Genomic DNA, 24,467 nt, shown 5'->3' with positions numbered 1-24,467 from the left:
TTTGAAGTTAAAAGCTAAATTCCATTCCTTGAGCCTAAATGATTTTAAACTCGCTGCGCTCAAACAGCAAAATCATTTTTAACGACTCAATCCATGAAATTCTTAACGCTTTTCCCTTCAAGGCCGAAGGAGTTACTACTAAATGATTGTCTGATTATAGACTAATAGCATAGTGTTTTGTAATCATCTTCTAAGATGTAATGCTGTTTTACTAAAACGTTCTCACGAACAATAATACAAAAACATGTACACTCTACACATCATTGCAAAATGAGATATGAATAGAATGAAATGGCAGTACGGTAGAAATTATCTGTACTGCTTTTTTCTTGAAAAAGAGTAGAACTGATGTGAAATTTATAAAATACGGTTAAGTTGGTATATTTCATTTTGCTGTAATTCTTGATACATCTTCTGCTAAAATAAAAACAACGATTTACTCTTTTACGGTTAAGTAGGTATTTAAAAAAAATGATATAAAGTTAAACTCTATTCCTATCCTTTATTGACGATCTCTAAGTGCAAGAAATACATTCAAGAGTTTTTTTAAGTGAAATCAATTGTATTGGAGCTGTTGGTTTACACTGTATTACTTTAAATACCAACTTAACCGCAAATTATGAAATATACCAAAACTCCGTAAATGGAAAATATATTGCCTATTTCGTTAACAAACTAGAATAGACTGAGACAAGAATAGAGTTACAACGTTAACAAAACTGACATTACCTTTAGTCCTGAGAAAATGAAAATGATATTTAGCCTACTCTTCCTACTATTCATTTATCAAGCTATGGTTTCAACTCCATTTGATACATCGACTGAGATCACAAGTTTTATCTTGGAGAAAGAGATCATACAATGGACCACTTCTAGGGAAGTTGATAACAAAGCGTTCATGATTGAGTCATCTATTGATGGAAAGAATTGGATCATGGTAAATTATCAGGAAGGTGAACGCTATTCAGATATAGAAAGACAATACAGTTTTGCGTTAGAACAACCTAAAGTCACTACTTATTTCAGACTAAAACGGGAAGATATGGAAGGTACTAAGCAGACGTATGAAAAAGTATTAATTTATAAAGTCAAGAAAGTTCCTCCGTTTTTGAAGTATACGGTGGATGGAACAAAGGTATCTTTCAAGACGAATGATGGAAAAATCAATGTAAGTATACTCGATGCTTTAGGAAATGAAGAACATCAAGTATATACAAAAGATGGAGATACAATTGAGTTGAATGAAGGTGTACATTTTATAAAAATGACCTCAGCTCATCAAAATCTATTTGAACAAGTGAAGATTGAACAAATAGATTAGAAAAAGCATTAAACCGCTATTATCAATCAGCTACAACGATTCTACTATGATAATACCACACTTTGGTTAGTGTGGTATTTTTTTTGTCGGGATAAAAAAGAACTGGTGCGAGTACTATAGACAAAAGCAAGGTGATAAGGTAAATGCTGTTTTCATACTACTTAGAGGTCATGATGTGATTATGATCCCTTTATTTACTGATTTAAAAATTATCCACTTACTTTTTTCTAGTACTTAATATATTTTTATTTTTGCATCAGCGACTGTTACGTTTCTAGTAAATTGAAAATTACCTCAATGTTCGTTGACAACGAATTGTAACTATTAACTTGACACTTTTAGACCAAACTTTTTTATCGGTTCTTCACTTAATAATTAAATCTGTAAAACTCAGTTTTTATGAATACTTTAAAACGGACTTTATTCATCGGTTTCATTAGCTTGCTTTCTATAACAACAACAACCTTTGCACAAGGACAATACAGAGGTGGATTGAAAACAAGTGCGAGTACACAAAAAAAACTTCCTGTACAGTCAGAAGCTTACGCATTGATTGTGGCTACGGATGAATACGATAACTTCGAGGATCTTAATAACCCTATTTTTGACGGTAAAGGGGTAGCAGAGGTGCTTAAAAACGATTATGACTTTCATGTAGAACTATTACTCTCTCCTACGAAAGAAGAGCTACTAGACGCAGTGAGAGGCTATCATAGTAAACTACGTAAGAATGACCGCTTCTTGTTATACTTGGCAGGTCATGGTGATTACGAAGACAAATATTATGAAGAGGGTTTCTTGATTCTAAAGAATACGAAATCAAGAGGAATGGACCCAAGTCTTATTTCATACCTTCCATTTCATAGATTAAAGTCGTTGACAGAAAACTTACCTTCACAACAAGCATTAGTAGTAGTCGATGTTTGTTTTGGTGGTTCTTTTAATGATAAAATCAACAAAGGAAGAGGAGCTTACAATAATCAATACAGCATTACAGCAGAGGACTTTTTACGTTTTCAATTAGAAGAAAAAAATAGATATGTATTGAGTTCTGGACGATTGACAGCGGTAGCAGATGGTAGAAAAGGAGAACACTCTCCATTTGCCGGGGCTTTGATTCATTCTTTAAAAGAACATAAAGCAGACAGTATTGTCACTGCAGAGACGTTGAAGTATGATTTGAAAACACTTCCTTCTCATCCTATTTTAGGTTCATTTTCTGAATCTGTAGGTAATACCGAATTTGTATTTAAATCAAAGTCAGAAGGTACTTCAACTTCAACTCTGATGGAAAGAGCTATTGACCAATACATGACTTATCAAATGAACTTGTCGAAGTACAAGTTAGAAGAGCCATTTGTTAGAAAGTCGAAAGAGTTAGCAACAATTGCAGGAATTTTTGATGACGCGGCAGTAATCGATGAAAATATAGAGGGGATGTTTTGGAAGCTGTTAATGGAAAATCAGCACGACCAAATTGAAATGACAGACTCAGAGAGAGATTACTATGCTAAACAAGTGGTTACAGCCTTCCAAAAAGAACAACAAGAAGGTATTAATACTCACTTATGGCAACTTGCTACAATTCAAGCTTTGGGTATTAGAAATTTTGCAGACGACGAAGAAATTTATACTTTATTCCGCAGAGCAATGGGACAACATAGCTTAAAAAGCTTCTATTTTGGAGGTAAATATGCTTTGAGAAAAGGTGATAAAAACAAAGCTTACACTTTCTTTAAACAAGGGGCCAAAGAAAATGACCCATTCTGCTTGTATGAGTTAGGGAAATTGAAATATGAAAACTTGGATACATACGAGTTAGATAGATCTTTAGAAGGCTATAGAACTGATTTAGAAAAGGCTAGTGATTCAGGTCTTCAAAGAGCAACAGATTTGTTATTAACTATTGATTAATCAGTAAGGTTTTAAATACCAAATCTCCATATATACCAAAACTCCTTAATTTGACACTTAAGTCTAAATTAAGGAGTTTTGGTATTTAAAGGGTAATATAGGAATGAAAACGAAAGAATAACGGTTAAGTGAGGTACTTTGATTTAGAGATTGCCTTTATGATTCATTGCTGTTATACCAAAACTCCATCATTTGGACCTTTATATTACAACTATACCAAAACTCCGTAATATGTAAGGAGTTTTAGTATAGTTAAGAGTTGAAGATTGAAATACCAACTTAACCGTAATTATCGATAAAATAGAAAAGGTTCCACGTGGAATCATTAGGATAGTGAGTAACTTCTAGTAATAAATTGATGTTTATCATTGTCGAATCTTAATCTTTCATACTCGACAATTAATAAATTCCATTCGCCTTTTTTTTGTATTTTGCATTTTTAGATTGAAGAAATCTACGACCTGCTGAAATGAATTAAATCTTTATGACCTATTTTTTTAATAAAATATCTGTTGTCCTCTTATTATTATTCTTTTGTATTACTACCCTTGTAGGTGCTAACCCTATTAAGTTGCCTAATTTTTCAGGTGCAGTAACGGGTATTATACAAGATAAAGAAGGATATATATGGTTTGCCTCTTGGGATGGATTATATAAATACGACGGGTATGAAATCACAGTATTTGGAGAAAGGGATTATCAACCGTTATTAGATAAAAAGATATCGGCGATCATGGAACATTCCAATGGTCAGATCTGGATTGGTACAGACAATAATGGCATTTTTATTTTTGATAAAAAGACAGACTCTTTTGAGCATCTTACTCAAAAATCTGAATCAGCAAGAACCTTGAATATTCAAAGAATTACTTCTTTTTCTGAAGATGAAAACGGTAATGTATGGATAGGTACGCAGGGCAATGGACTTGCTTTTTATAATTGGAATGAAAAAATATTTAAGTCTTATACACAAAGAGAACTAGGAGACCTTTTTGACCGTCAATTGTTTCAAGATTTAGTGATCTCAGTACACTTTGATCCGAATGGATATGTTTGGTTTGGGACCATGCAAGGGTTAGGCTGTTTTAATGTGAAGACAGAAGAGGTTGCTCTATTGACCGGAGATGCCTTTCATGGGGTGTATAGTATCTATCAGACTGATCAAAATGAAATTTGGTGTTCCAATACACAAGGGGTTTTTACAGTAGCATTTGAGCAGAAGCAATTAAAAGGAAAAGTGGTCAAAGCGTTGATCAATAATAATAAGTCTTACCTCCAACCCTCTCCTTCCAAAGATGGAAAACTTTGGTTTATGACGGCCAATAATGTGTATGCTATTGACCTGAAAACAAAGGAAATTGAATTAAATCAGGAGTATACAGGAAAGAGTGGTTTCTCTGCCATTTTTGAAGATCGAGCGGGTGTACTTTGGGTAGGAACTCACTTTGGGGCTTACACATTGGACCTTTATAAGAAACCAATTCGTCACCTTTTACCGAAGGCAATTGATCCAGTTGTGGCGGTTGAAGAGTATAAAGGTAAAGTATGGTTAGGTACAATCAACGGTAAATTATATTACGAAGGTTCCCATAATAGTGATGGTTCTGGAAATTATGTACAACACGAATATCGTTTTGAACAAATTACAGGAATAGTCAGTGAAGCCAATAATACGTGGGTTAGTACAGCAGGAAAAGGTGTTTATCGATTAAATGCTGCAACGGCGGCTATTGAAGAAATATATAAAGTCAGAGACAAAATTACGAACCCTTATGTGATGTCGGTGACTAAAAGTGAATATGATGGTAGCCTTTGGGCAGGCTTTTGGGATGCAGGTTTGGCGTATTATAATCCATCCTCAGACCGGTTTGTGTCTATGACCAAGGGGAAAGGTCGTGTGTTGTTAAATGTGCCAATTATTAAAATCTATCCAGTCAGTAAAACTGAAATCTGGTTAGGAAGTAGAGGACAAGGTTTGTGGAAAGTGGTTTATGACAAGAATTTTACGATCACTAAGATTGAACAATTCAATGTCCAAACCCCAACGATGAATACTTCATTGGTCTCAGATATTGTGGAAAAGGACAATCAGACATTATTGGTGGCGACTGAAAATGGTCTTTTTGAATTTATAAAAGATAGAAAACATTTTTCTCAGAAGGGAATTCCCCATAAGTTATTGAAAGCGACAATCAGTAGTATTTTAAAGACTCCTGATAATAAAATATGGGGTACAACCATCAATAATACTTTTGAGTGGAAAGCTGATAAATATTTTACCTATACTACAGAAGATGGTTTATTAAATGAACGATTTTATAATAAATCGAGGAAACTGACTTCTAAAGGAAATGTGTTGTTTGGTGGAGAAAAAGGGGTTGATCTGCTTCAAATACCTGCTTTCAAAGATAACCCATATCAAGTGAAACCTGTCATTGCAAAGTTTTATCTGAATGGAAAAGAAGTGCATCCCAATGAAAAGGTAGATTCTAAAGTTGTATTGAAAGATGTGATTCAAAATATCGATGAGATCAATTTGAACCACGATCAGAATACATTTTCCTTTTATCTATCCACTTTGAATTATACTAAGGGAGATAAAAAAGTATTCCGTTATAAGATGGAAAACTTGGATAAGGATTGGATTGAGACTACTGGAGATAAGCATATCATCTCTTACAACGGTATAATGCCTGGAAGTTATACATTGAAGGTAAAAGCAGCCAACGTTGATGGAGAGTGGGGAGAAGAAGTGAAAACATTAGAGATCAATATTATTCCGATATGGTACAGGTCATTAGCCGCCTATATCATCTATGCTTTGGCACTTGTAGGAATTATGGCTTATGTAATGGTTTGGTGGAGAAGAAAAGTACATTTGGCCAATGAGGAGAAATATGAGCACCTCAAAATGCGTGATGAAAAAATTGAGTACGAGAGAAAAGTGAATTTCTTTACCAATCTATCGCACGAATTAAGAACTCCTTTAACTTTGGTATTAGGCCCCATTGAGCAAATTGCAAAAAACAGTACCGTATCCACTGAAATGCAAGAACCTTTGGGCATTGCTTATCGAAATGCGCAGAGACTTTTGAGGCTTACAGATCAATTAATGTTCTTGACTAAAAGCCAACACGGTCAGATGCGTTTAAATGTCAAAAAGGAAACCACAGATGCTATCATCAAAGATGCAACGGATGCATTTAAACATGTGGCAAAGAAGAAAAAAGTCAACTATACAATCAATTTCCTTCCTGAACTCCAAGAAGCTGTTTACATAGATAAAGTGATGTTGGAAGCGGTGTTGTACAATATTCTATCGAATGCATTCAAATACAACGTTGCCAATGGAGGTGTTTGGGTTACTGTTTCTACCGTTGAGTTTGGAGAAATACAACCAAAGTTTGTGAATTATAAAGGGAATTTACCTCAAAAGTATTCACGAAATTATTTATCCATTGAAGTAAAAGATTCTGGTATAGGGATCAACAAGGAGGATTTGGAGATTATTTTTGACCGATTCTATCAGGTGAAAACCAATAATGATGTAGGGTCAGGCATTGGTTTGGCGTTTGCAAAGTCGATCATTGAGGCGATGAAGGGGATGATTTATGTAGAAAGTGAGCCTTCATTAGGTTCAAAATTTACTTTAATTATACCTTCAGATGATGATTTCTTTTCGATGGAAGATAAAGAAAATGAGTCTTCAGAACTTGTTCCAAAATTGTTGTATTCGAATACAGAAAAGCTTCAGTTTGATAGTAAACCTTCTGTAGAGGATACGAAAGCAAAGGTAGAGAAAGAGGAGCTGATTTTGATCGTTGAGAAGTCAGAAGAGGTCAGAGAGTACATAGCGAGCATCTTAGAAAAAGACTACAAGATTATGTATGCTGAAAATGGTTTGGATGCTTATGAGAAAGTATTGAAATACTACCCTTCATTGGTGATTGCTGAGATTTATTTGGAAGGGATGAGTGGTCTTCATTTAGCCGAAAAGATTAAATCTGGAGAAAAAACGAAACATACACCACTGATTCTTCTTTCTTCCAATCCTGATACCCAAGAACGTATTAAGGCGTTGGAAGCAGGGTCAGATTCCTTTATTGCGAAACCTTTCTCTCCAAAACACATGGAAGTAAGGGTAAATCAGCTGTTAAAAATGAGATCCAATATTTTGGATATTGACAAAGGAGAGCAAAAAACGAAGAAAAAGAAAAAACAGGTTACAGAAGTTTCCTTTGAGGATCAAGCAAGAAAAATCATAGAGCGTAATATTTCCGAGGCGGAATTTTCAGTGCCCGAATTAGCGAAAGAAATGGATATGAGTAATATTCAATTCTATAGAAAAATGAAAGCAGAAACGGGAATGCCACCTGTTGAATTTGTCCGAAATATTCGTCTTCAAAAGGCATTGGAGCTACTCAAAACAAGTGAGCTTAATATTTCTGAAATTGCGTACGAGGTAGGATTTAACGACCCTCAGTATTTTAGAAAATCATTTAAGAAACAATTCGGTCAGACACCAACACAGTATAGAAAACCCATAAAGAGTTAAGGACTTGATGATATTTAGAAATCAGAAGGTTTCTGTTGATCTATAGGATGCGAATGTCGCTATCATTTAATATTCGAGCCAGTGTACTTTCTACCCAATTCATTTGGTTCTTCTTTCCTCGGCCTTGAAGGGAAAAGCGTTAAGAATTTCATGTATTGAGCCGTTAAAAATGATTTTGCTGTTTGAGCTTTAGCGAGTTTAAAATCATTTAGGCTCAAGGAATGGAATTTAGCTTTTGACTTCAAAGCCTAGATTTTTTGCTTCGTTTTTCATCAATGGAAAAATGAAGAAGAAGGAAGGTTGAAAGTATATCCTATAAATGCTTGTAGAGAAGTTCTATTGAAAGTTGACGATGATTTAGTTTGCAATGTATTTTTAGTTTTTTAATGACAAAAGGCCAGCCTGAATTCACAGACTAGCCTTGTTAAGTTTGTCAAAACACTGTATGTGTTTACAGCATTTTGGAAAGTAGAGAGAGTTAGCGACTATATATTTTTAAACTTCAGCAGGAGCCTCCGTTAATTTATTCTTGATTTTGTCTTCGAATGCAGAAAGTGCAGCTTTTGAACCTTCGCCCATTGCAATGACAATTTGCTTGTAAGGAACGATAGAAACATCACCCGCAGCGTAAATACCTGCAACAGAAGTACGGTTATGAGCATCAATCTCGATTTCACCCATACGGTTCGTTTTTACAATATCCTTGAATGCATCACTGTTGGCTTTTAGACCAATTTGTACGAATACACCATCAGTAGTGATCGATTGTACATTGCCCGTTTCTCTATCGCTGTATTGGATAGCTGTTACTTTGCTTCCGTCACCATCTACGCTTAGTGTTTCTGCATTAGTTACAACTGATACATTAGGAAGATTGTTTACTTTATCCTGTAATACTTGATCTCCTTTTAGTGTGTCCGTGTATTCTAAGACAGTCACTTCAGAAGCGATTGCAGACAAGTCAACAGCAGCCTCCAAGCCAGAGTTACCACCACCAACAACAACTACTTTTTTACCTTTGAAGTAAGGAGCATCACAGTGTGTACAGAAAGCCACACCAGAACCGATGTATTCTGTTTCACCAGGAACACCTAATTTTCTCCAGCTTGCACCTGTTGCCACGATTAAAGCAGGAGCTACGAATTTCTCACCCATAGAAGTAGTGATTTTCTTGTAACCGTCTACTACTTCCACCTCTTCTACCATACGGTTTTCCAAGATATCGATAGGGTAATCTTTCAAATGACTGTACAAGTTGGCTGTCAACTCAGCACCTGTTGTTTTTGTAATAGAGATCATGTTCTCAATCCCTACAGTTTCTTTCACCTGACCACCGATCACACCAGCAATCACTGCTACTTTAAACCCTTTACGAGCAGAGTAAACCGCTGAAGAAACACCTGCAGGACCACCACCGACTACAATAACATCATATTCTTTTTCTACTGCAGCAGAAGCATCAAAGCTAGTGCCCGCAATACCTTCGATTTTACCTAATAGCTCACCCAATGAAGCTCTACCTACATGTAATTGCTCACCGTTGGCCAATACCGTTGGAACCGCTTGAATACCTAGGCTTTCCACTTCTTCTTTATTGATACCACCATCAACAATATGGTGCTCAATATTAGGATTGTAAATGGCCATTACGTTTAAGGCTTGCACTACCTCAGGGCAGTTGGTACAAGTCAATGAAATGTAGCTTTTCACTACTACTTTTTCGTTGATGCCTTTGATTTTTGCAGTAATTGCTTCGTCCGGTAAGTTTTTACCAATACCTTCCATATTCAAAACAGCCATTAATAATGTAGTGAACTCATGCCCTGTAGGTACAGCTCTAAAAATGATATTATTTGCTGTTTCACCATTTTTACTGATTGTAAAAGAAAGTCCTTCACCTTCTTTTACGTCTAAGGAAACTTTATCTGAACAAGAAGCTACATCTTCCAATAAATCTAAAAGTGATTGTTTGCTAGAGTGATCTGCTGCCACTTCTACATTGAAAGTATATTTGTTGTTTAGATTATTGAAAAGTCCTACTACTTGGTTTTTTAATGCTTGTTCTAACATGGATTATTCGGTTTTTATATTTTTATGTCCTTTTTATCATTGTTGATGGAACAAATTTAAGACGACTTTTAGGATAAGTAAAATTGATTGTTCCTATGATGGTATAAATAAATCTTATCTTACCAAACCTTCCAGTTATTCTCTAGTGTTTCATTGCGACTCGTAGGCTGTTGTAAGCCATTCGTAATGTCTTTGACTTGCTGACTGACCGCTTCTCTTAATTCAGAAACGGTGATGCTTTCCTTTTCCATCATTTGCTGAAGAATACAATAGGTAAACACACCATTTCTAAGGTCTCCCCTCTCTTGAGCAAACTGAGTACCCGCTGCCGCTGAAATGACTGTGGTTCCTGTCGAACGGTCGATACTATTGAAAAGTTCTTTCATCAATTCGAAGCTGTTTTTGAGTCCGATTTTCGTTGTTTTATTTTCCACAAGGATCAACCCTTTGAGCCCTTCTTTCTCATTTTGGATACGACTGATCGATGCCACTTCCTCTTTGTCCACTTCACCACTATGACAGGCATCAATTAATAAAAGTTTTTTGCGGGAAGGAATACCATCCAACAAGTACTCCAAGTCTTCGTAGGGTAAACCATTTTCTTGGGGCTGATCAAAATTCACATTATAAGTGGCCAAATAATAATCCAGATCTTCAGAGAGTAAACCATGCCCTGAAAAGCTGATGACTACTTTATCATCTACAGATGTGTTTTGTAAACGGGCTTTGAGCTGACGTATATTTTTGGTAGTTACATTTTCATCAAATAGAGTATCAATGACAATACGATCTCCATATTTCACTTTCAATTGATGGGTGAGATCTCTGATATCTTTCACCGAATATTGGAGATCATGCCCTTCTTGAAGATATTGATCAACGCCAATTCCCACAAAAAACAATTTCTCTTCTTTGAGCTTGGAAGGCGTATAGTTGACTTTTAGCGGAAAACGGTAACTTTCGATTCCATTATTATTAAAAACAGAGACTTCTATTTTATTAATGCCTTTTGAAAGGGAAATATTGATTTTTTTCTCTAAAGTATTCGTTTGTTTCTTTTTGATGGAAATACCTTTTTCACCAAAAACAGGCACTTCATTGACCCAAATATTATAACGATCCAAGAGGTAGAGGCTATCTAAAGCCTTAATATGTAATTTTAATTTACCTTGCGTTTGTTCGTAAGCAATAGCATTTCGGTTTTCAATAGCACACTCAGGAATGGAAAAACCAGTATCAAAACTGCTGGTATCAATCTCTAGTTTTTTGATCCGTTTTTCCCATGCTTTTTGATAAGCCTTAATCATAGTGGTGTCTACACTACCCGAAATCTGATTTAGCACTGCCAATACTTTATCCGGTCGGTTGTACTTCACATCCAACTGTTCAAAACCCACTGTCTGTAACCCTTTCTTATAATAGAGTTTTTGGGCAGAGGCTTTTGTGGCTAAATAATAGCCATTGGGAAGCAGCCATATCGGGTACTTTTGGTTGAAAGTAAATTGTTTGATCAAAGGTAGGCCAGTTTTGAGATCCCAAAAAATAGTACTTCCATCAAAAGAAGAAGAAACCATATAATGGGTGTCTGGAATAAACTGAATAGAAGAAATATAGTCTTTATGTTCAGTTAGCTGATAAAGTAATTGATTGGTAGATACGTCATAAACGTTCAATATATCCTTATCGAGATCATTGACTACTTTGTAATGAGCATTGATGATTTCTCCCTTTTTTTCTGGTAATGCGGGCCATTTCAGCGAGAGCACTTCCTTCTGTTTCGAAATATCCCATAACAGCTGTTGTTCATTGTCAAACACAAAAAGGAGTTGGGTATTTTCTTTCAAAAACTGAGCATGTTTTACTTCAGAAACAACGTCTGAAATACTCCCCATTGTTGCTCCCGTTTTTGCATCCCATACTCTTATGGTTTGATCCTTTGAGGCCGTAAGTACCACTTTTTGATCTTCACTTAATGCCTTAAAATAGACTGTATCAGTATGCCCAATAAGGTCCATATAAGAAGTCATCCAACCATTTTCATCTTCTTGATTGAGGTGGACTATTTTTCGGTCTTTATAGTCTACTTCTACCAAATCAAATGCCGTTTGATGATAATTGCGCTTATACTGCCTTTCTTGAATGTACATCAATTTTCCTGTTTCAGTATCCCATATCCATTGAGAATCTTGATTCAATATTTCGGAGCCTAAATCACTTCCTGTATCAATGGCTCTTTGGTCGGAATACGTAGACAGGTATTTCCCATCCGAAGAAAACTGAGAACCGAAAGCATATTCTGTCCCTAAGACCTGCTTTAGTAGTCCATTACTTAAGTCAAAAAGGGTAGAGGAGTAGGAGTGTGTAATATTGGAGAGGTATTTTTTATTGGGGCTGACAGAACAAGACATCAATCTATCTACACTCGAAAAAAAGGCATTGATATACTGACCGTTTTGAGCATTAAATAAGAGAAAACCATTGTTAGAGCCAATTTCAGCCACATAATCATTAGTGGAGGCACAATCTACAATGCACAAAAAGCGATAATCAGGACTGATTTGGTAGCCACATACACCATGATAAAACCCACCTACCTGATACAATTCTTTTTGATCACTTAAGCGGAACGCAACTACAGTATCATTATTTAAATGTAGGGAGGTGGTTTCCCCTTTTTCATCTTGACTAAAGCTGAGGATGTCAGACTGGAAAAAAGAGATGGGCTCACTTATTTTCTTTTTCTGATTAAAAATTTTAGAACTATCATTTTCAAAGTTTACACCCCAATAGGTGTCGTTTTCATCAAAGACTAGGTCTTCAATTTCAGCAGAAAAGGAATAGTGCTGTAGCAGTGCCCCATCCGATTTCTGATGGAAAGCGACATTAAACTTTCCTGTTTTTACAACAAAATAATCCGAACCTTCTAAGAGTAGAAAAGATTGACGTTCTGTAGCAGCTTCAATCTGATATTTTACTTCTAAAGAATTGATATCGTTGACTTGGTATTGAGAGGTTTGAATCATGATCGATTCGTTATCTACAAAACCTACAAAATACCCTTTCAATTCACCTTTTTTAGATAAGGTGGCAGTGTCCCAGATTTGAGTAACCCCATAGTAATAGGAATAAGTGACAATCCATTTTCCATTAGGAGAAAACTGTGCTTTCTTTCCTTTTAACTCTTTCAGTAATTTCCCTTTTTCAAGATCCCATAAATGTATCTTGTAATTTTTTTGATTGATGGTCATTACAAAAGTACCCAAAGAAGAAGAGTGGTAATCTTGAAAACGATATTGTTGCTCATCAATTTTTTTGACAAAACGCCCTGTATACGTTTCCCAAAGTAGCGTACCATCATAGGCCGTAGAGATAATGTATTGACTATCGTCCGTAAAGGTCGTGTAGGTAATCGGCGATTTATGCCCCATTGGCAGACCCAATTCTAATTGTTGAGCAAACAATGGGAGTATAGTGATGTAGCAAAAAGTGAAAGTAAAAAAATGAAAGAGTCGTTGTTTTATCATTGGATAGTAAAATGTAATAAGAGGATCTATTGATATTCTTTCATAAATCCGATAAGGGACTTATGTGTAACTTTTCTAAGGAAGAGAACAAAGATCTAAATTATTTAGTTTAATCGAGTTGAAGAATACTTTAATCCTTCTTTTTTATTTCGCATTCTTCATCTCTATCAAAAACCATGGTATCAATAATGGCTTGTAAAAGATAACTCACCGGGAAAAAACGCATAAACCACCCTAGAGAGGCATATCCCAAATGAATATGTTCTAGTGCTTGCCCTATTGCATTTACGCCATTTTCAATATTACCATTGCTGTCAGCATAGGTCACTTTTGTAAGCGGTTGTCCGGGATAAGTACTAGCAGACTTTATCTCTAAGTTAATACAGTTTTTATTTTGAAACCATAATTCTACCTGAGAACATTGGTGACAATTTCTGTCAAAATAAATCACTCCTTTTGGAATAGATTTAGGAATCCAAAGAAAATACCATTTGGGGACTTCTTTTAAATAGTTGGACCAAGTGGAGCCAAATCGCTGTTCCATGTCATCGTATTCTTGAAATTCTGAAACACCCACTACGTAAGCGATAGAGACGACACATCCTATCAGAAAAATGGGACTTTGATGATAATACGCTAATGATAAAAATATCAATGTCATTGACCACTGAATGGGATTTCTGCAATAAGCATAGACGCCATTTCTAACGAGTTGCTTCGTGGGATCATACGGAAATGGAGTACCATGACCTTTGGTGACTAAATCTTGTACCGCCATAAAGGCTGGAAAAGCAATAATGAATAGAATTTGAAATTGTATAGATGACCAATGATAAGAGGGATAAGGCAAGAGTTGGTATAGGTAAAGTAAGAAAGGGAGAATAATAAAGATCTTGAGGATGATGATCAAAACTTGAAATACTGCTCTTATTCCGTTCCATTTTTGATGGTAATAGATGTACGACCAAAAATAGGCAGGGAAGAAAACCAAAACCATCATTATGATTTCTCCCCAAATCCAATGCTTTTGTAGTTTTAATATTCCATACTTTTCTAACTCTGGCATAAGCAATAAATCCATCCAAAGAATAATGAGGGCGATGAATTTAAAATCATTTTTCTTTAGAAACAATGGAGGAATAATACCCCACAATACTGTCCAGATAAAGTAGAGGTCATAAGGCATCTTGATTTCATTTTCTTCAACAAAATTCCAGAAGCCATGTTCTACTAAAAGATAATTTACCAATGGCAGGGTCGTCCCCACATAGATCAAGCTATTAAAAATAGCCCAATTACGTTTCACTTCCTGTTTCTTTTTCAATGCGAGCCAACCCAAGAAAAGAAACGTGATGACAATTGAGATGGATCTAATGATTGCTATTTCCATTAAAATAAGAATGGATTAAATGTTCATTCATCACATTGACCACTAATTCCTCCATAGGTCCAAAATACCATTGAGGCCCTAAATCACAAGTATAACTAGAAGTCCATGTTACAATGCTTTGATCATCTTGATGTTCAATTTCTACTTTTACTTTTTGCCAAGTCAACCAATGATTGATATGCGTATCATCCGCAATGATGTCGAATACAACTGAATGTTGAGAGATACTATCAATAGCCAAACTTAAAGTTCCTACCCCTTTTGTTTTTGAGAGAAATTGAATATGCCTTTGATCACCAACACCTAAACCGTAACCTGTAATTTTTTGTGGTGTGGGAAAACCCAATTTAAAAATGGAAGGGTAATCTCTTAAAAAATCAGGTTGCTGTTGAAGTTGTGAAAGTGAGACTTGATGAGGAATTACTTCTGACGTACTCACTGAATACACTTTGGATGTAGATAGGTACTGATTCGGTTGAAAAAGAATAATTATGACAGGAATTACCGCTAAGGTATATACCTTATTTTTTTTGCGTTTATTGATTTGAGCAATGATAAAAATGACTAGAAATGATACCCCATAAAAAATAGGAGCCGACATAATAATACAAACAGTTCCTTCGCCAAATAATATAGAAGCCATCAAAAGAAATAAAGTGATGACTTGAAAGGCAACCCCATAGGCAGTCTTGGGAGTTTTGGAATATTGAATAACCATCAAAGTGATCAGTGTTGGTATACCAATAAATAAAAGCGAAGTCTGCTCAATATGATTGTGATTGATAAATTTGAGTACAACGCTTGCTATCACTAAAATTCCAGTGATAATGAAGAGTCTTTTTTTTGCTTTTTGAGAGGTATCGTTCATAAGTAATGTAGTCGAGAAGTTGATTCTAATCTAAAGTAAATACAAATAAAAGCAAGAACAAGAATTAGAGGAATTAATGCCATTGAAGATCTTTTTCCATTAGGCCTAAAACACTAGAATGACCTCAAAATTGTAAATAAACACAAAAAAGTAGTGATATATTTTTATAAATGATCTACTCATTTTACTTTCTGTATTTATGTTAAGTTTCATAAAATCAGGTTTTTAGTGTTAAATAGAATCTACTATTTTACTACTAGGTGTATGAGGTACGTTTTAAAAATATCAACTTTGTATTGTTCGATAAGCATCAGCTGACTATGTAATATATTACTGCTTATCTGATCATGAAATGAAATTTTTATCTGTTTATTTTGACTTAGAAATGACAAAATTTTTAACTGCTTATTTTTTTGAGAAAAGTAGTATGCTCTTACTGCTATTATCTCTACTACTCTTCGGGATGCCCGAGGCGTCAGCACAAAATACGATTAGTGGAACAGTCACCGATCAAAATGGTGATGGAATACCGGGAGTAACGATCCTCATCAAGAATACATCTACCGGAACAACAACAGATTTTGGAGGTGAATTTAGAATTTCAAAAGCGAAGCCTGAAGACATTTTAGTCTTTAGCTATATTGGTATGATCACCGAAGAAGTGATAGTAGGGAGCCAAAGTGTAATCAATATCTCACTAAAAGAAGATATGGTCCGTTTAGATGAGTTAGTAGTCATCGGTTACGGTACACAAAACAAGAAAGATGTTACAGGTTCTGTAAGTGTGGTGGGAAGTGAAGAAATGGAATCACGCCCAAACACACAAGTAGGTTCTCTGATTCAGGGTAAAGTAGCAGGTGTGCAAGTACAAGCTTCCTCTGGAAAGCCTTCACAAGGTATTTCAATGCGTATTCGTGGTACAAACTCTATCAATGCAGGTTCTGAACCCTTATATGTAGTGGATGGAGTACCGACCACTGATACAAGATCTTTAAGCCCGTCAGATATTGAAAGTGTTTCTGTATTGAAGGATGCGTCTGCTGCGGCTATTTACGGTGCACAAGGTGCCAATGGTGTTGTTTTGATCACGACCAAAAAAGGTACTTCCACTAAGCCAACCGTATCACTAGATGTTTATGGTGGTATCAATGAAGTTTGGAGAACGCAAGAAGTATTGAATGGGGAGCAATACCGTGATCTGATGACCGAAATGGGATACAATACAGATTGGGAGTTGTATCAAGAAAATACAGACTGGCAAAATGAGGTGTTTCAAACAGGTTATACTCAAAACTATCAACTTGCTGTTTCTGGAAAAGCGGACAGAACAAATTATTATATCTCTGGGGGGTATACTTCTTCTCAAGGAGCTGTAAGAAGCGCAGAGATGAACAGAGCCAACTTCAAAATCAATTTGGATCAAGAAGTGAATGATTGGTTAAAAATAGGTACTAGAGTTTCGTATGTAGACTATAATGATGTAGATGTGAACGACAACAATGCCATTAACCAAGGAGGTGTGATCTTGGGTGTGTTAACTACTCCCGCAGTCATTGGGATTTATAATGAAGATGGAACATTCACTTCTAATCCTTTCCAAGATTGGGAAAACCCAATTTCTAGTACAGATGCTTCAAAAAGAGGGTACAACAACAAAAGACTTTTAGGTAATCTCTATGCAGAAGTGACTTTCCTAAAGGATTTCAAATTCAAGACTAATTTTGGTATTGATAACAATACTGATAAGTTCAAATCGTTCCTAGATCCTTTCCAAACGTCTTATGGTAGAGCATTAAACGGACAGTCTATTGTTTCACAAAACAACAATACGTACTTCATTTTAGACAATACTTTACAGTTTGACAAGCAGATCAACAAGCACAAAATTCAGGCTTTAGCGGGTGCCATCATTCAGAAATACCACTGGCAGAATAGTCATATTGAAAGAAGAAATTTTGCATCAGATGTGATCCATACACCAAATGCAGGGTCAGAAATTGCTTCAGCAACGGCTACAGAATCACAAAAGACTAACGCTTCTTTTATTGGTCGTGTTAATTATGCTTTCAATAACAAATACCTACTGACGGCTAATATTCGTGTGGATGGCTCAAGTAAGTTTGGACCGAACAACTTATGGGGTGTTTTCCCTTCGTTCTCTGCTGGTTGGAGAATTTCTGAAGAGGAATTTTTGAAAAGCGTAGATGTAATCTCTGATTTAAAATTGAGAGCAGGTTACGGTATTGTTGGTAACGATCAAATCGGTAGCTCATTTAGAGGAACAGTAGGAAGTGGAGGAAATTATCCAATCGGAGGAATAGCGATGCCGGGTACTTACCCTGGTTCATTGGAAAATAAAAGTTTGAAATGGGAAGAGTCGGCACAAACCAACATCGGTTTTGATTTAGGGTTGTTACAAGACCGAATTGAGTTGACAGTAGATGCTTATATCAAGAAGACTTATGATCTTCTTTTGGATGCACCTTTACCTAGAACAACGGGCTTCACATCAGCAATTCAAAATGTAGGTGGTATAGAAAATAAAGGTATTGAATTTAATTTGAATACTGTAAATGTAGACAAAGCCATTCGTTGGTCTTCTAATTTCAACATTTCATTCAACAGAAATAATGTAACCGACATCGTAGGGCAAGAAATGTATTTAGGTTCAATTGCCGGCAGGGGAGAAGCGATTCAAGTCAAAGAAGGACAACCGCTTGGAATGCTTTATGGTTATGAGTTTTTAGGAGTAGATCCAGCCACTGGTAATGCTTATTATTTAGGAGGAGACGGTAATTCTACTTTCAACCCAACAGCAGATGATCGTAAAATTATTGGTAATGCAAACCCTGATTTCATTTATGGTTTTACGAATACCTTAAGTTGGAAAGGCCTGACATTGAATATTTTCTTCCAAGGATCCCAAGGTAATGATATGTTGAATGCAACAAGAATCAATACAGAAGGAATGATTGATTCCAAATCACAATCTTCGGCTGTATTAAGAAGATGGAAGCGTCCAGGTGACCAAACAGATATTCCTAGATCTAGCCCAGGAAATACAGACAATTCTAGAATTTCAACACGATTTGTGGAAGATGCATCTTACCTAAGATTGAAAGCACTGACGTTAGGGTATCACCTTCCAGAAAATGTAATCAAGAAATTGAGCATGAGTGCTTTTAAAGTTTATGTGACGGGTGAAAACTTATGGACATTGACCAATTACACTGGTTTTGATCCTGAAGTAAACCAAGGTGGTGGTTCAAATACAGTCATTGGTATTGATTACGGAACTTACCCACAGACGAGAAGTATCATTTTTGGTGCTAACATCACATTCTAATCCAAAGTCAAAGAAATCATGAAATTGAAAAAATATATCGTAGCGGCAGGAATTGCATTGGGTACTATGTCATGTAATGCATTCTTAGATGTCCAACCTATTTCAGAAGAAACAACAGACAATGCTTATACTAAAGCTTCACAAATTGAGAGTGCGTTAGTAGGTGTTTACGAAACGTTTCAGTCTGCAGAGTACTATGTATGGGACCATGTTATTTTTAGTGATATTCGTTCCGATAACGCCTACGCAGGAGGGGACAATCCAGAAGTATTTGAGGCGGACTTATTGACCATCACGCCTATTAATTCCCGTTTGTTCAAAAATTGGTCTCAAATCTACAATGGTATCTTAAAGGCCAATACTGTGATTGAAAAAGCAGAATTGGTGGATGACCCAAAGATGACAGAAGAACGTAAAGCGGAAATCAAAGGCGAAGCATTATTCCTTAGAGCTTATCATTATTTTACTTTAGTCAAATTACACGGTGGTGTGCCATTGATTCTTGAACCTACAAAATCAACGCAGCCTGAAGATGTAAGAGTACCAAGAAATTCGGTAGACGAAGTGTATCAACAAATCATTACGGATTTAACTGAAGCAGCAAATCTTCTACCCGATTTTTATACCGATGAAAATGGTAACGACTTAGGTGGTTCTACCAATAAAGCCAGAGCGACAGCAGGTGCAGCCAATGCATTATTAGCAAAGGTTTATGCTCAACATCACGAGTGGGACAATGCGTTAGTGGCAATTGATAAAGTAGAGAAATCAGCGGCGGCTTATACTTTACTGTCCAACTATGCTCACCTTTTTGATGGAGATCATTATAATAATGCGGAATCCATTATTGAAGTACAATACTTAGGAACAGATGAAGGAAACTTTGCTCCACAACTTTTGCTTCCTCCATCAATATCAGGTGATTCTTGGAGAAAATTTGTCACACCATCACAAGACCTCATCGCAGCGTATGACGCAGAGGGTGATGCAACAAGAAAAGGAGCATCGGTTCTTTTTGAAGAAGTAAATTGGGTAGATGAATATTGGGGAAATTCGACAGGTTCAAGCATTCCGTTTTCTTATAAATGGAAAAAAGCAATGGGTTGGGCCTCAACTGATAGACCTTACTTGATTCGTTTCGGTGATATTGTTTTACTAAAAGCGGAAGCCTTGAATGAAACTGGTCAGAGCGGTGCGGCAGTGATTGAGTTAAATAAAATCAGATCAAGAGCCAACTTAGAAGCAGTAAGCGGAGGTTTATCAAAAGAGGAGTTAAGAACTAAAATCCTTTTGGAGAGACGTTTGGAATTGGCACAAGAAGGACACCGTTGGGATGACTTAGTAAGACACAATATTGCGGTGAGTACAATGAACAACCTCGTGGAGATTGATCTTAGAACAGGTCAAGCAGTGGATTACAATATGACGGAAGCGAAAATGTTATTACCAATTCCTCAACAAGAGTTGGATCTTAATCCTGAATTAGAACAAAATCCATTATAGACGCTAAACTTTCAAGAAAATGAGTAAAAATACAATAGCAGTAGTACTTTCATTTCTGTTGGCTTTGGCTTTCGGATGTACTACAAAATCGAATATGCAACCTGAAGGAAATTGGGACCTATCAGCTCCCACTTCCATCCTTCCTCAAGCAAATGCAACGATTGAATTAGATGAAATTTTTCCATCAGAGACCGTTGATTTTGAATGGGAAGCCGCTGTTAATACGGCAGATTATATTATTACTTACTCGGTGGTATTGGTCAGTGATACTTCTTCTTCTTATGATCATCCATTGTTGGAAGTAGAAGCAGACGAAAATGGGAGAGGCCTTACAGCAAGCGTTTCGTATCAAGAAATAGATGAAGCTTTAGCAAAAGGATGTTATGAGAAAGGAGTTGCTTCAACATTAAAATGGGGCATAAAAGCGAATTCTCTATCAAGAATATCTTATTCATCTTCACCGATTCAATTCAAACGTTTTTCTACTGATCCAATTCCTAACGAAATGTATTTGTTTGGGGCAGCCACTGAAGTAGGAAATGTAATGGCTGACGCCATCCCAATGAAGGCTTTTAAAGATGCGGACGGAAATACGACATTCTTTGAGACCATTACGTCACTGACAAAAGATGAAACTTTTGAGTTTGTAAGTGCACAAGAGGAACCAGCGTTGCATTATGGCATGGAAGACAACAAAGTAAAGCTTTGTGGAAGTGTGGTAACTGCTATAGAAAGTGGTGTTTTCAGAGTAGCATTAGACCTTAAAAATGAAACTCTTTCATTAGAAAAAATTGATCATATCGGAATCGTAGGTACACCAATTGAAGGTGAATGGGGCGGTGATGTAGCCTTAGCTTATCAAGGAAATGGTTTATTCCAAGATACCGTTTCTTTATTGAAAGAAGGTGGTTTTGTATTAAGAATTGATGGAGATTGGGGACGTATGTATAAGCAATCACCTGGTACAACTAATTTACTTTATGAACCTTATGCAGATGCAGCAGGGCTTGCAAAAGAAGACCTTCAGAATGCAAACGTAGGCGATTACATTGTTTCATTTGACTTCTTAGGATCAGCCTATACTTACACTTTTGAAGAGGTAGAATTAGACATTCCAACACCAGGACCAATCGAAGCACCTGAAGCGTTATTCTTAATACCAGGTGATGGATCAGAAGTAGTCGAACTCATTAAAGATGGAAATGTGTTTACTGCACCACATTATTTAGCGTTGCAAGCTTCTGTCAACTACACACTAAACTCAGCTTCAGATGGAACCGGTACTTCATATTCATTATTAGGCCAAATTGGAGAGACGGAAACTCCAGATGCTAATAATGTAAAAGGGGCTCCTTATTTTATGGAAGGAGAAGGTGAAATTACTGTAGCGAGAGACCAAGCTTACCAATTAAAAGTGGACTTTGATGCACCGAAAGTAGAATGGCAGTATTACAACATTTTATTATTCCACTGGATGGATGGTACAGGTTGGGATGACCGTGAAGAAATACCTATGACTTACGAACATCCATATACTTTTAAAATTACAGACCAAAATCTTACAGGAGGACATGATTCAAAATTCAATTCTCCATGGGATGTAGAGTTTGGCGTTTCAGATGCGGCAGGGTCAACGGATGATGCAACGGCAATGTCTGGTAGTGCTACAAATAAAGCTTCAGTAGAAGAGGGTGTGAATGTGGCAAACTTCAAGTTTATAACTTCAGATGGGACGTATTCCATCACATTGGAAGTTGCTAAAGATTACAAAATAGCAGCTTACACAATTAACTAAACTATAGAGAGCACTCTTTGTTGATGAACTTGCGTGTGGAAAAGGAGTGCTCTCTTTAATATTCTAAATAATGATGAAAAAGGGAAATATGAATACATTACTAGGGATCGTTTTAATGATGATGACATCATTTGGGAATACATCATGTACGGAGAAGGCAGATAGTATAGCTATTCCTCCTCCATCAACAGGCGACGTATCCAATCTTCAACTTTATATCACATCACAAGATGATGTTAGAGGTCAAAAAAATCAAGGACTTCGTTTAATCGAAGGTGCATTTTCAATAGGAAATGATAATACATTTTCGACATTAAGAGTCGATAAATCACATACCTACCAAGAAATTGACGGTTTTGGCTTCACTTTGACAGGAGGTAGTGCATTGCACCTAAATAATATGTCTTCAGCGGCTAGAGCCCAACTTCTTCAAGAACTGTTTGGTAATGATGAAGGAGAAATTGGCGTTAATTATCTAAGAGTGAGTGTTGGAGCTTCTGATTTAGATGCTTATCCTTTCTCTTATTCTGAAACAGAAGATGAAAGTTTAAATAACTTTTCGATCCAAAAGGACAAAGAAAACCTAATTCCAGTATTGAAAGAAATATTGGCCATTAATCCATCAATAAAAATATTAGGATCTCCTTGGTCACCACCTACGTGGATGAAAACAAACAAAGATTACAAAGGAGGATCGTTAATGACTTCTCACTATGGTGTATATGCAGATTACTTTGTAAAATATATTCAAGCCTACGCCGCGGAGGGAATTACTATTGATGCTATTACAATTCAAAATGAACCACTTCACCCTGGTAACGTACCGAGTTTATTGATGCAGGCAGATGAAATGTCAGCGTTTATTGCAGGGCATTTAGGACCAAAATTCCAAGCAGCAGGGATTGCCACTAAGATCATCACGTACGACCACAATTGTGATCGCCCGGATTATCCAATTAGTATTATCAATTCAGAGGCTAACCAATACATCAATGGTTCTGCATTCCACCTATATGCGGGTGATATCTCAGCGTTATCCACTGTAAAGGCAGCGGACCCATCAAAAGAAGTTTATTTTACAGAACAATGGGTTGGGTCTAACGACAGTGACTTTGGAGGAACATTGATGTGGCACTTTGAAAATATGTTTATTGGTGCAACAAGAAACTGGAGTAGAACGGTATTGGAGTGGAATTTGGCTGCTGATTCAAACCAAGAACCTCATACGGATGGAGGTTGTACTTTGTGTTTAGGTGGATTGACTATTGATGGAAATACTGTACAAAGAAATGTGGCTTACTATACAGTCGGTCAAGCTTCTAAATTTATTCCCACAGGTTCACATAGAATTAAGTCCAACGAAATGGGCGATTTACCAAACGTATCTTTCTTAACGCCAGAAGGTAAGATAGTGACACTTCTGATGAATTATTCAGAAGCACAAAAGAAGATCAACTTTAAAATGACAGGTGTTGATAAGTCCTATATTGTTACAATTCCAGCAAATTGTGTAGGAACAATGATTTATGATGCAAATGCAACGCTTTAAATAGTGCAATACGGTTATAGATGATAGAATAAGGTCCATTTGCTAAAATGGGCCTTATTGCGTTATATGGAAAAAATGAAGAAGAAGGAAGCTTAAAGGTAGTTTCTATAAAAGCAGGCAGAAAAATCTATTGAAGGTTGACGAAAATTTACTTTTCAATTAGTAATAAGTTTAAATGCTCAAGACTAATCTTCTTTTCTTACGTACAATAACATTATAAAGAAGATATAGAAATGGAAAGTAAAATTCAAAAATCGTTTCAAAATGGTCCCTTTGCTGATGCTGTAACTTATAAATCAGACAAAGGTGAGATATCGTTAGTATACCCCTGTTATGTCCAACATGGAAAGTATGAAATATATGATTTAAAAGGAAATCTATTCGGAAAGACAGAAACTTATTCTTCAGTGGAACAAGCAGAGAAAAGAATTCAAGATCTGCTCAGTTAACTGGTCTTTAACAATAAATGACAAACAACGGAATCCTACATTTTTATGTGGGATTTTTTTATGCAAAAATTGAAAAGGAGGGGCATCATTTCTTTTCATTATTTTGTCGGTCAATTCCAAGAATCTCTATTTAATACATTGTAAACTAAATTATCGTCAACTTTCAGTCAATCTTTCTACATG

Annotated in this window: 12 protein-coding genes; 8 read left to right on the top strand and 4 right to left on the bottom strand. The window is 36.2% G+C overall.

Going from position 1 to position 24,467, the window contains the following annotated elements; genetic code table 11:
• The first annotated feature begins 745 nt into the window (after positions 1-745).
• From PL77_RS12390 to PL77_RS12380, 3 genes are all read left to right on the top strand, one after another.
• Positions 746-1,321, top strand: a complete 576-nt coding sequence (locus tag PL77_RS12390; protein WP_156152344.1) for a hypothetical protein — start codon at positions 746-748, stop codon at positions 1,319-1,321.
• A 399-nt stretch (positions 1,322-1,720) separates the two neighbouring features.
• Positions 1,721-3,235 (top strand): caspase family protein, encoded by a 1,515-nt coding sequence (locus PL77_RS12385; RefSeq protein WP_044205544.1) that lies wholly within the window; start codon positions 1,721-1,723, stop codon positions 3,233-3,235.
• 484 nt (positions 3,236-3,719) lie between these two features.
• Positions 3,720-7,790, top strand: coding sequence for a two-component regulator propeller domain-containing protein (locus PL77_RS12380; RefSeq protein ID WP_044205542.1), 4,071 nt, complete (start codon positions 3,720-3,722; stop codon positions 7,788-7,790).
• 495 nt (positions 7,791-8,285) lie between these two features.
• Here the strand turns inward: PL77_RS12380 and ahpF are convergent, their stop codons facing one another.
• The 4 genes from ahpF to PL77_RS12360 all read right to left on the bottom strand — a co-directional run bounded on the left by ahpF (position 8,286) and on the right by PL77_RS12360 (position 15,642).
• A complete protein-coding gene (gene ahpF / locus PL77_RS12375) occupies positions 8,286-9,860 on the bottom strand; it encodes an alkyl hydroperoxide reductase subunit F (protein ID WP_044205541.1) in 1,575 nt (524 codons plus the stop codon).
• A 119-nt stretch (positions 9,861-9,979) separates the two neighbouring features.
• Positions 9,980-13,384 carry a caspase family protein gene (locus tag PL77_RS12370; RefSeq protein ID WP_082026515.1) on the bottom strand — a complete coding sequence of 1,135 codons (3,405 nt, stop codon included), beginning with the start codon at positions 13,382-13,384 and terminating at the stop codon, positions 9,980-9,982.
• 130 nt (positions 13,385-13,514) lie between these two features.
• Positions 13,515-14,774, bottom strand: a complete 1,260-nt coding sequence (locus tag PL77_RS12365; protein WP_044205537.1) for an isoprenylcysteine carboxylmethyltransferase family protein — start codon at positions 14,772-14,774, stop codon at positions 13,515-13,517.
• Positions 14,755-15,642: a hypothetical protein gene (locus tag PL77_RS12360; RefSeq protein WP_044205534.1), complete on the bottom strand. Its 888-nt coding sequence runs from the start codon at positions 15,640-15,642 to the stop codon at positions 14,755-14,757. The genes PL77_RS12365 and PL77_RS12360 overlap by 20 nt, the downstream gene beginning before the upstream one ends.
• A gap of 385 nt (positions 15,643-16,027) precedes the next feature.
• Here PL77_RS12360 and PL77_RS12355 point away from each other — a divergent pair, with 385 nt between their 5' ends.
• The 5 genes from PL77_RS12355 (at position 16,028) to PL77_RS12335 (ending at position 24,284) form a co-directional block, all read left to right on the top strand.
• Entirely contained in the window at positions 16,028-18,988 is a 2,961-nt protein-coding gene (locus tag PL77_RS12355) for a TonB-dependent receptor (RefSeq protein ID WP_052444365.1), read from the top strand.
• 18 nt (positions 18,989-19,006) lie between these two features.
• Complete coding sequence (locus PL77_RS12350) at positions 19,007-20,491, top strand: RagB/SusD family nutrient uptake outer membrane protein (protein WP_044205531.1); 1,485 nt, start codon at positions 19,007-19,009, stop codon at positions 20,489-20,491.
• 19 nt (positions 20,492-20,510) lie between these two features.
• Positions 20,511-22,286, top strand: a complete 1,776-nt coding sequence (locus PL77_RS12345) for a hypothetical protein (RefSeq protein ID WP_044205529.1) — start codon at positions 20,511-20,513, stop codon at positions 22,284-22,286.
• An 88-nt stretch (positions 22,287-22,374) separates the two neighbouring features.
• Positions 22,375-23,835, top strand: coding sequence for a glycoside hydrolase family 30 beta sandwich domain-containing protein (locus PL77_RS12340; protein ID WP_044205632.1), 1,461 nt, complete (start codon positions 22,375-22,377; stop codon positions 23,833-23,835).
• A gap of 233 nt (positions 23,836-24,068) precedes the next feature.
• The gene (locus tag PL77_RS12335) at positions 24,069-24,284 is read left to right on the top strand and encodes a hypothetical protein (protein WP_044205522.1); all 216 of its coding nucleotides are present in this window, start codon (positions 24,069-24,071) and stop codon (positions 24,282-24,284) included.
• Positions 24,285-24,467: the final 183 nt, after the last annotated feature.

This window comes from Flammeovirga sp. OC4 (assembly GCF_000812565.1).
Classification (GTDB): Bacteria; Bacteroidota; Bacteroidia; order Cytophagales; family Flammeovirgaceae; genus Flammeovirga.
The sequence above is the reverse complement of the archived record's forward strand: the minus strand, read 5'-3'. Positions and strand labels throughout refer to the sequence as shown.

Coding starts and splice junctions, on each gene's coding strand:
- PL77_RS12390 (WP_156152344.1), top strand. CDS start 746: ATGAAAATGATATTTAGCCTACTCTTCCTACTATTCATTTATCAAGCT.
- PL77_RS12385 (WP_044205544.1), top strand. CDS start 1,721: ATGAATACTTTAAAACGGACTTTATTCATCGGTTTCATTAGCTTGCTT.
- PL77_RS12380 (WP_044205542.1), top strand. CDS start 3,720: ATGACCTATTTTTTTAATAAAATATCTGTTGTCCTCTTATTATTATTC.
- ahpF (WP_044205541.1), bottom strand. CDS start 9,860: ATGTTAGAACAAGCATTAAAAAACCAAGTAGTAGGACTTTTCAATAAT.
- PL77_RS12370 (WP_082026515.1), bottom strand. CDS start 13,384: ATGATAAAACAACGACTCTTTCATTTTTTTACTTTCACTTTTTGCTAC.
- PL77_RS12365 (WP_044205537.1), bottom strand. CDS start 14,774: ATGGAAATAGCAATCATTAGATCCATCTCAATTGTCATCACGTTTCTT.
- PL77_RS12360 (WP_044205534.1), bottom strand. CDS start 15,642: ATGAACGATACCTCTCAAAAAGCAAAAAAAAGACTCTTCATTATCACT.
- PL77_RS12355 (WP_052444365.1), top strand. CDS start 16,028: ATGACAAAATTTTTAACTGCTTATTTTTTTGAGAAAAGTAGTATGCTC.
- PL77_RS12350 (WP_044205531.1), top strand. CDS start 19,007: ATGAAATTGAAAAAATATATCGTAGCGGCAGGAATTGCATTGGGTACT.
- PL77_RS12345 (WP_044205529.1), top strand. CDS start 20,511: ATGAGTAAAAATACAATAGCAGTAGTACTTTCATTTCTGTTGGCTTTG.
- PL77_RS12340 (WP_044205632.1), top strand. CDS start 22,375: ATGAATACATTACTAGGGATCGTTTTAATGATGATGACATCATTTGGG.
- PL77_RS12335 (WP_044205522.1), top strand. CDS start 24,069: ATGGAAAGTAAAATTCAAAAATCGTTTCAAAATGGTCCCTTTGCTGAT.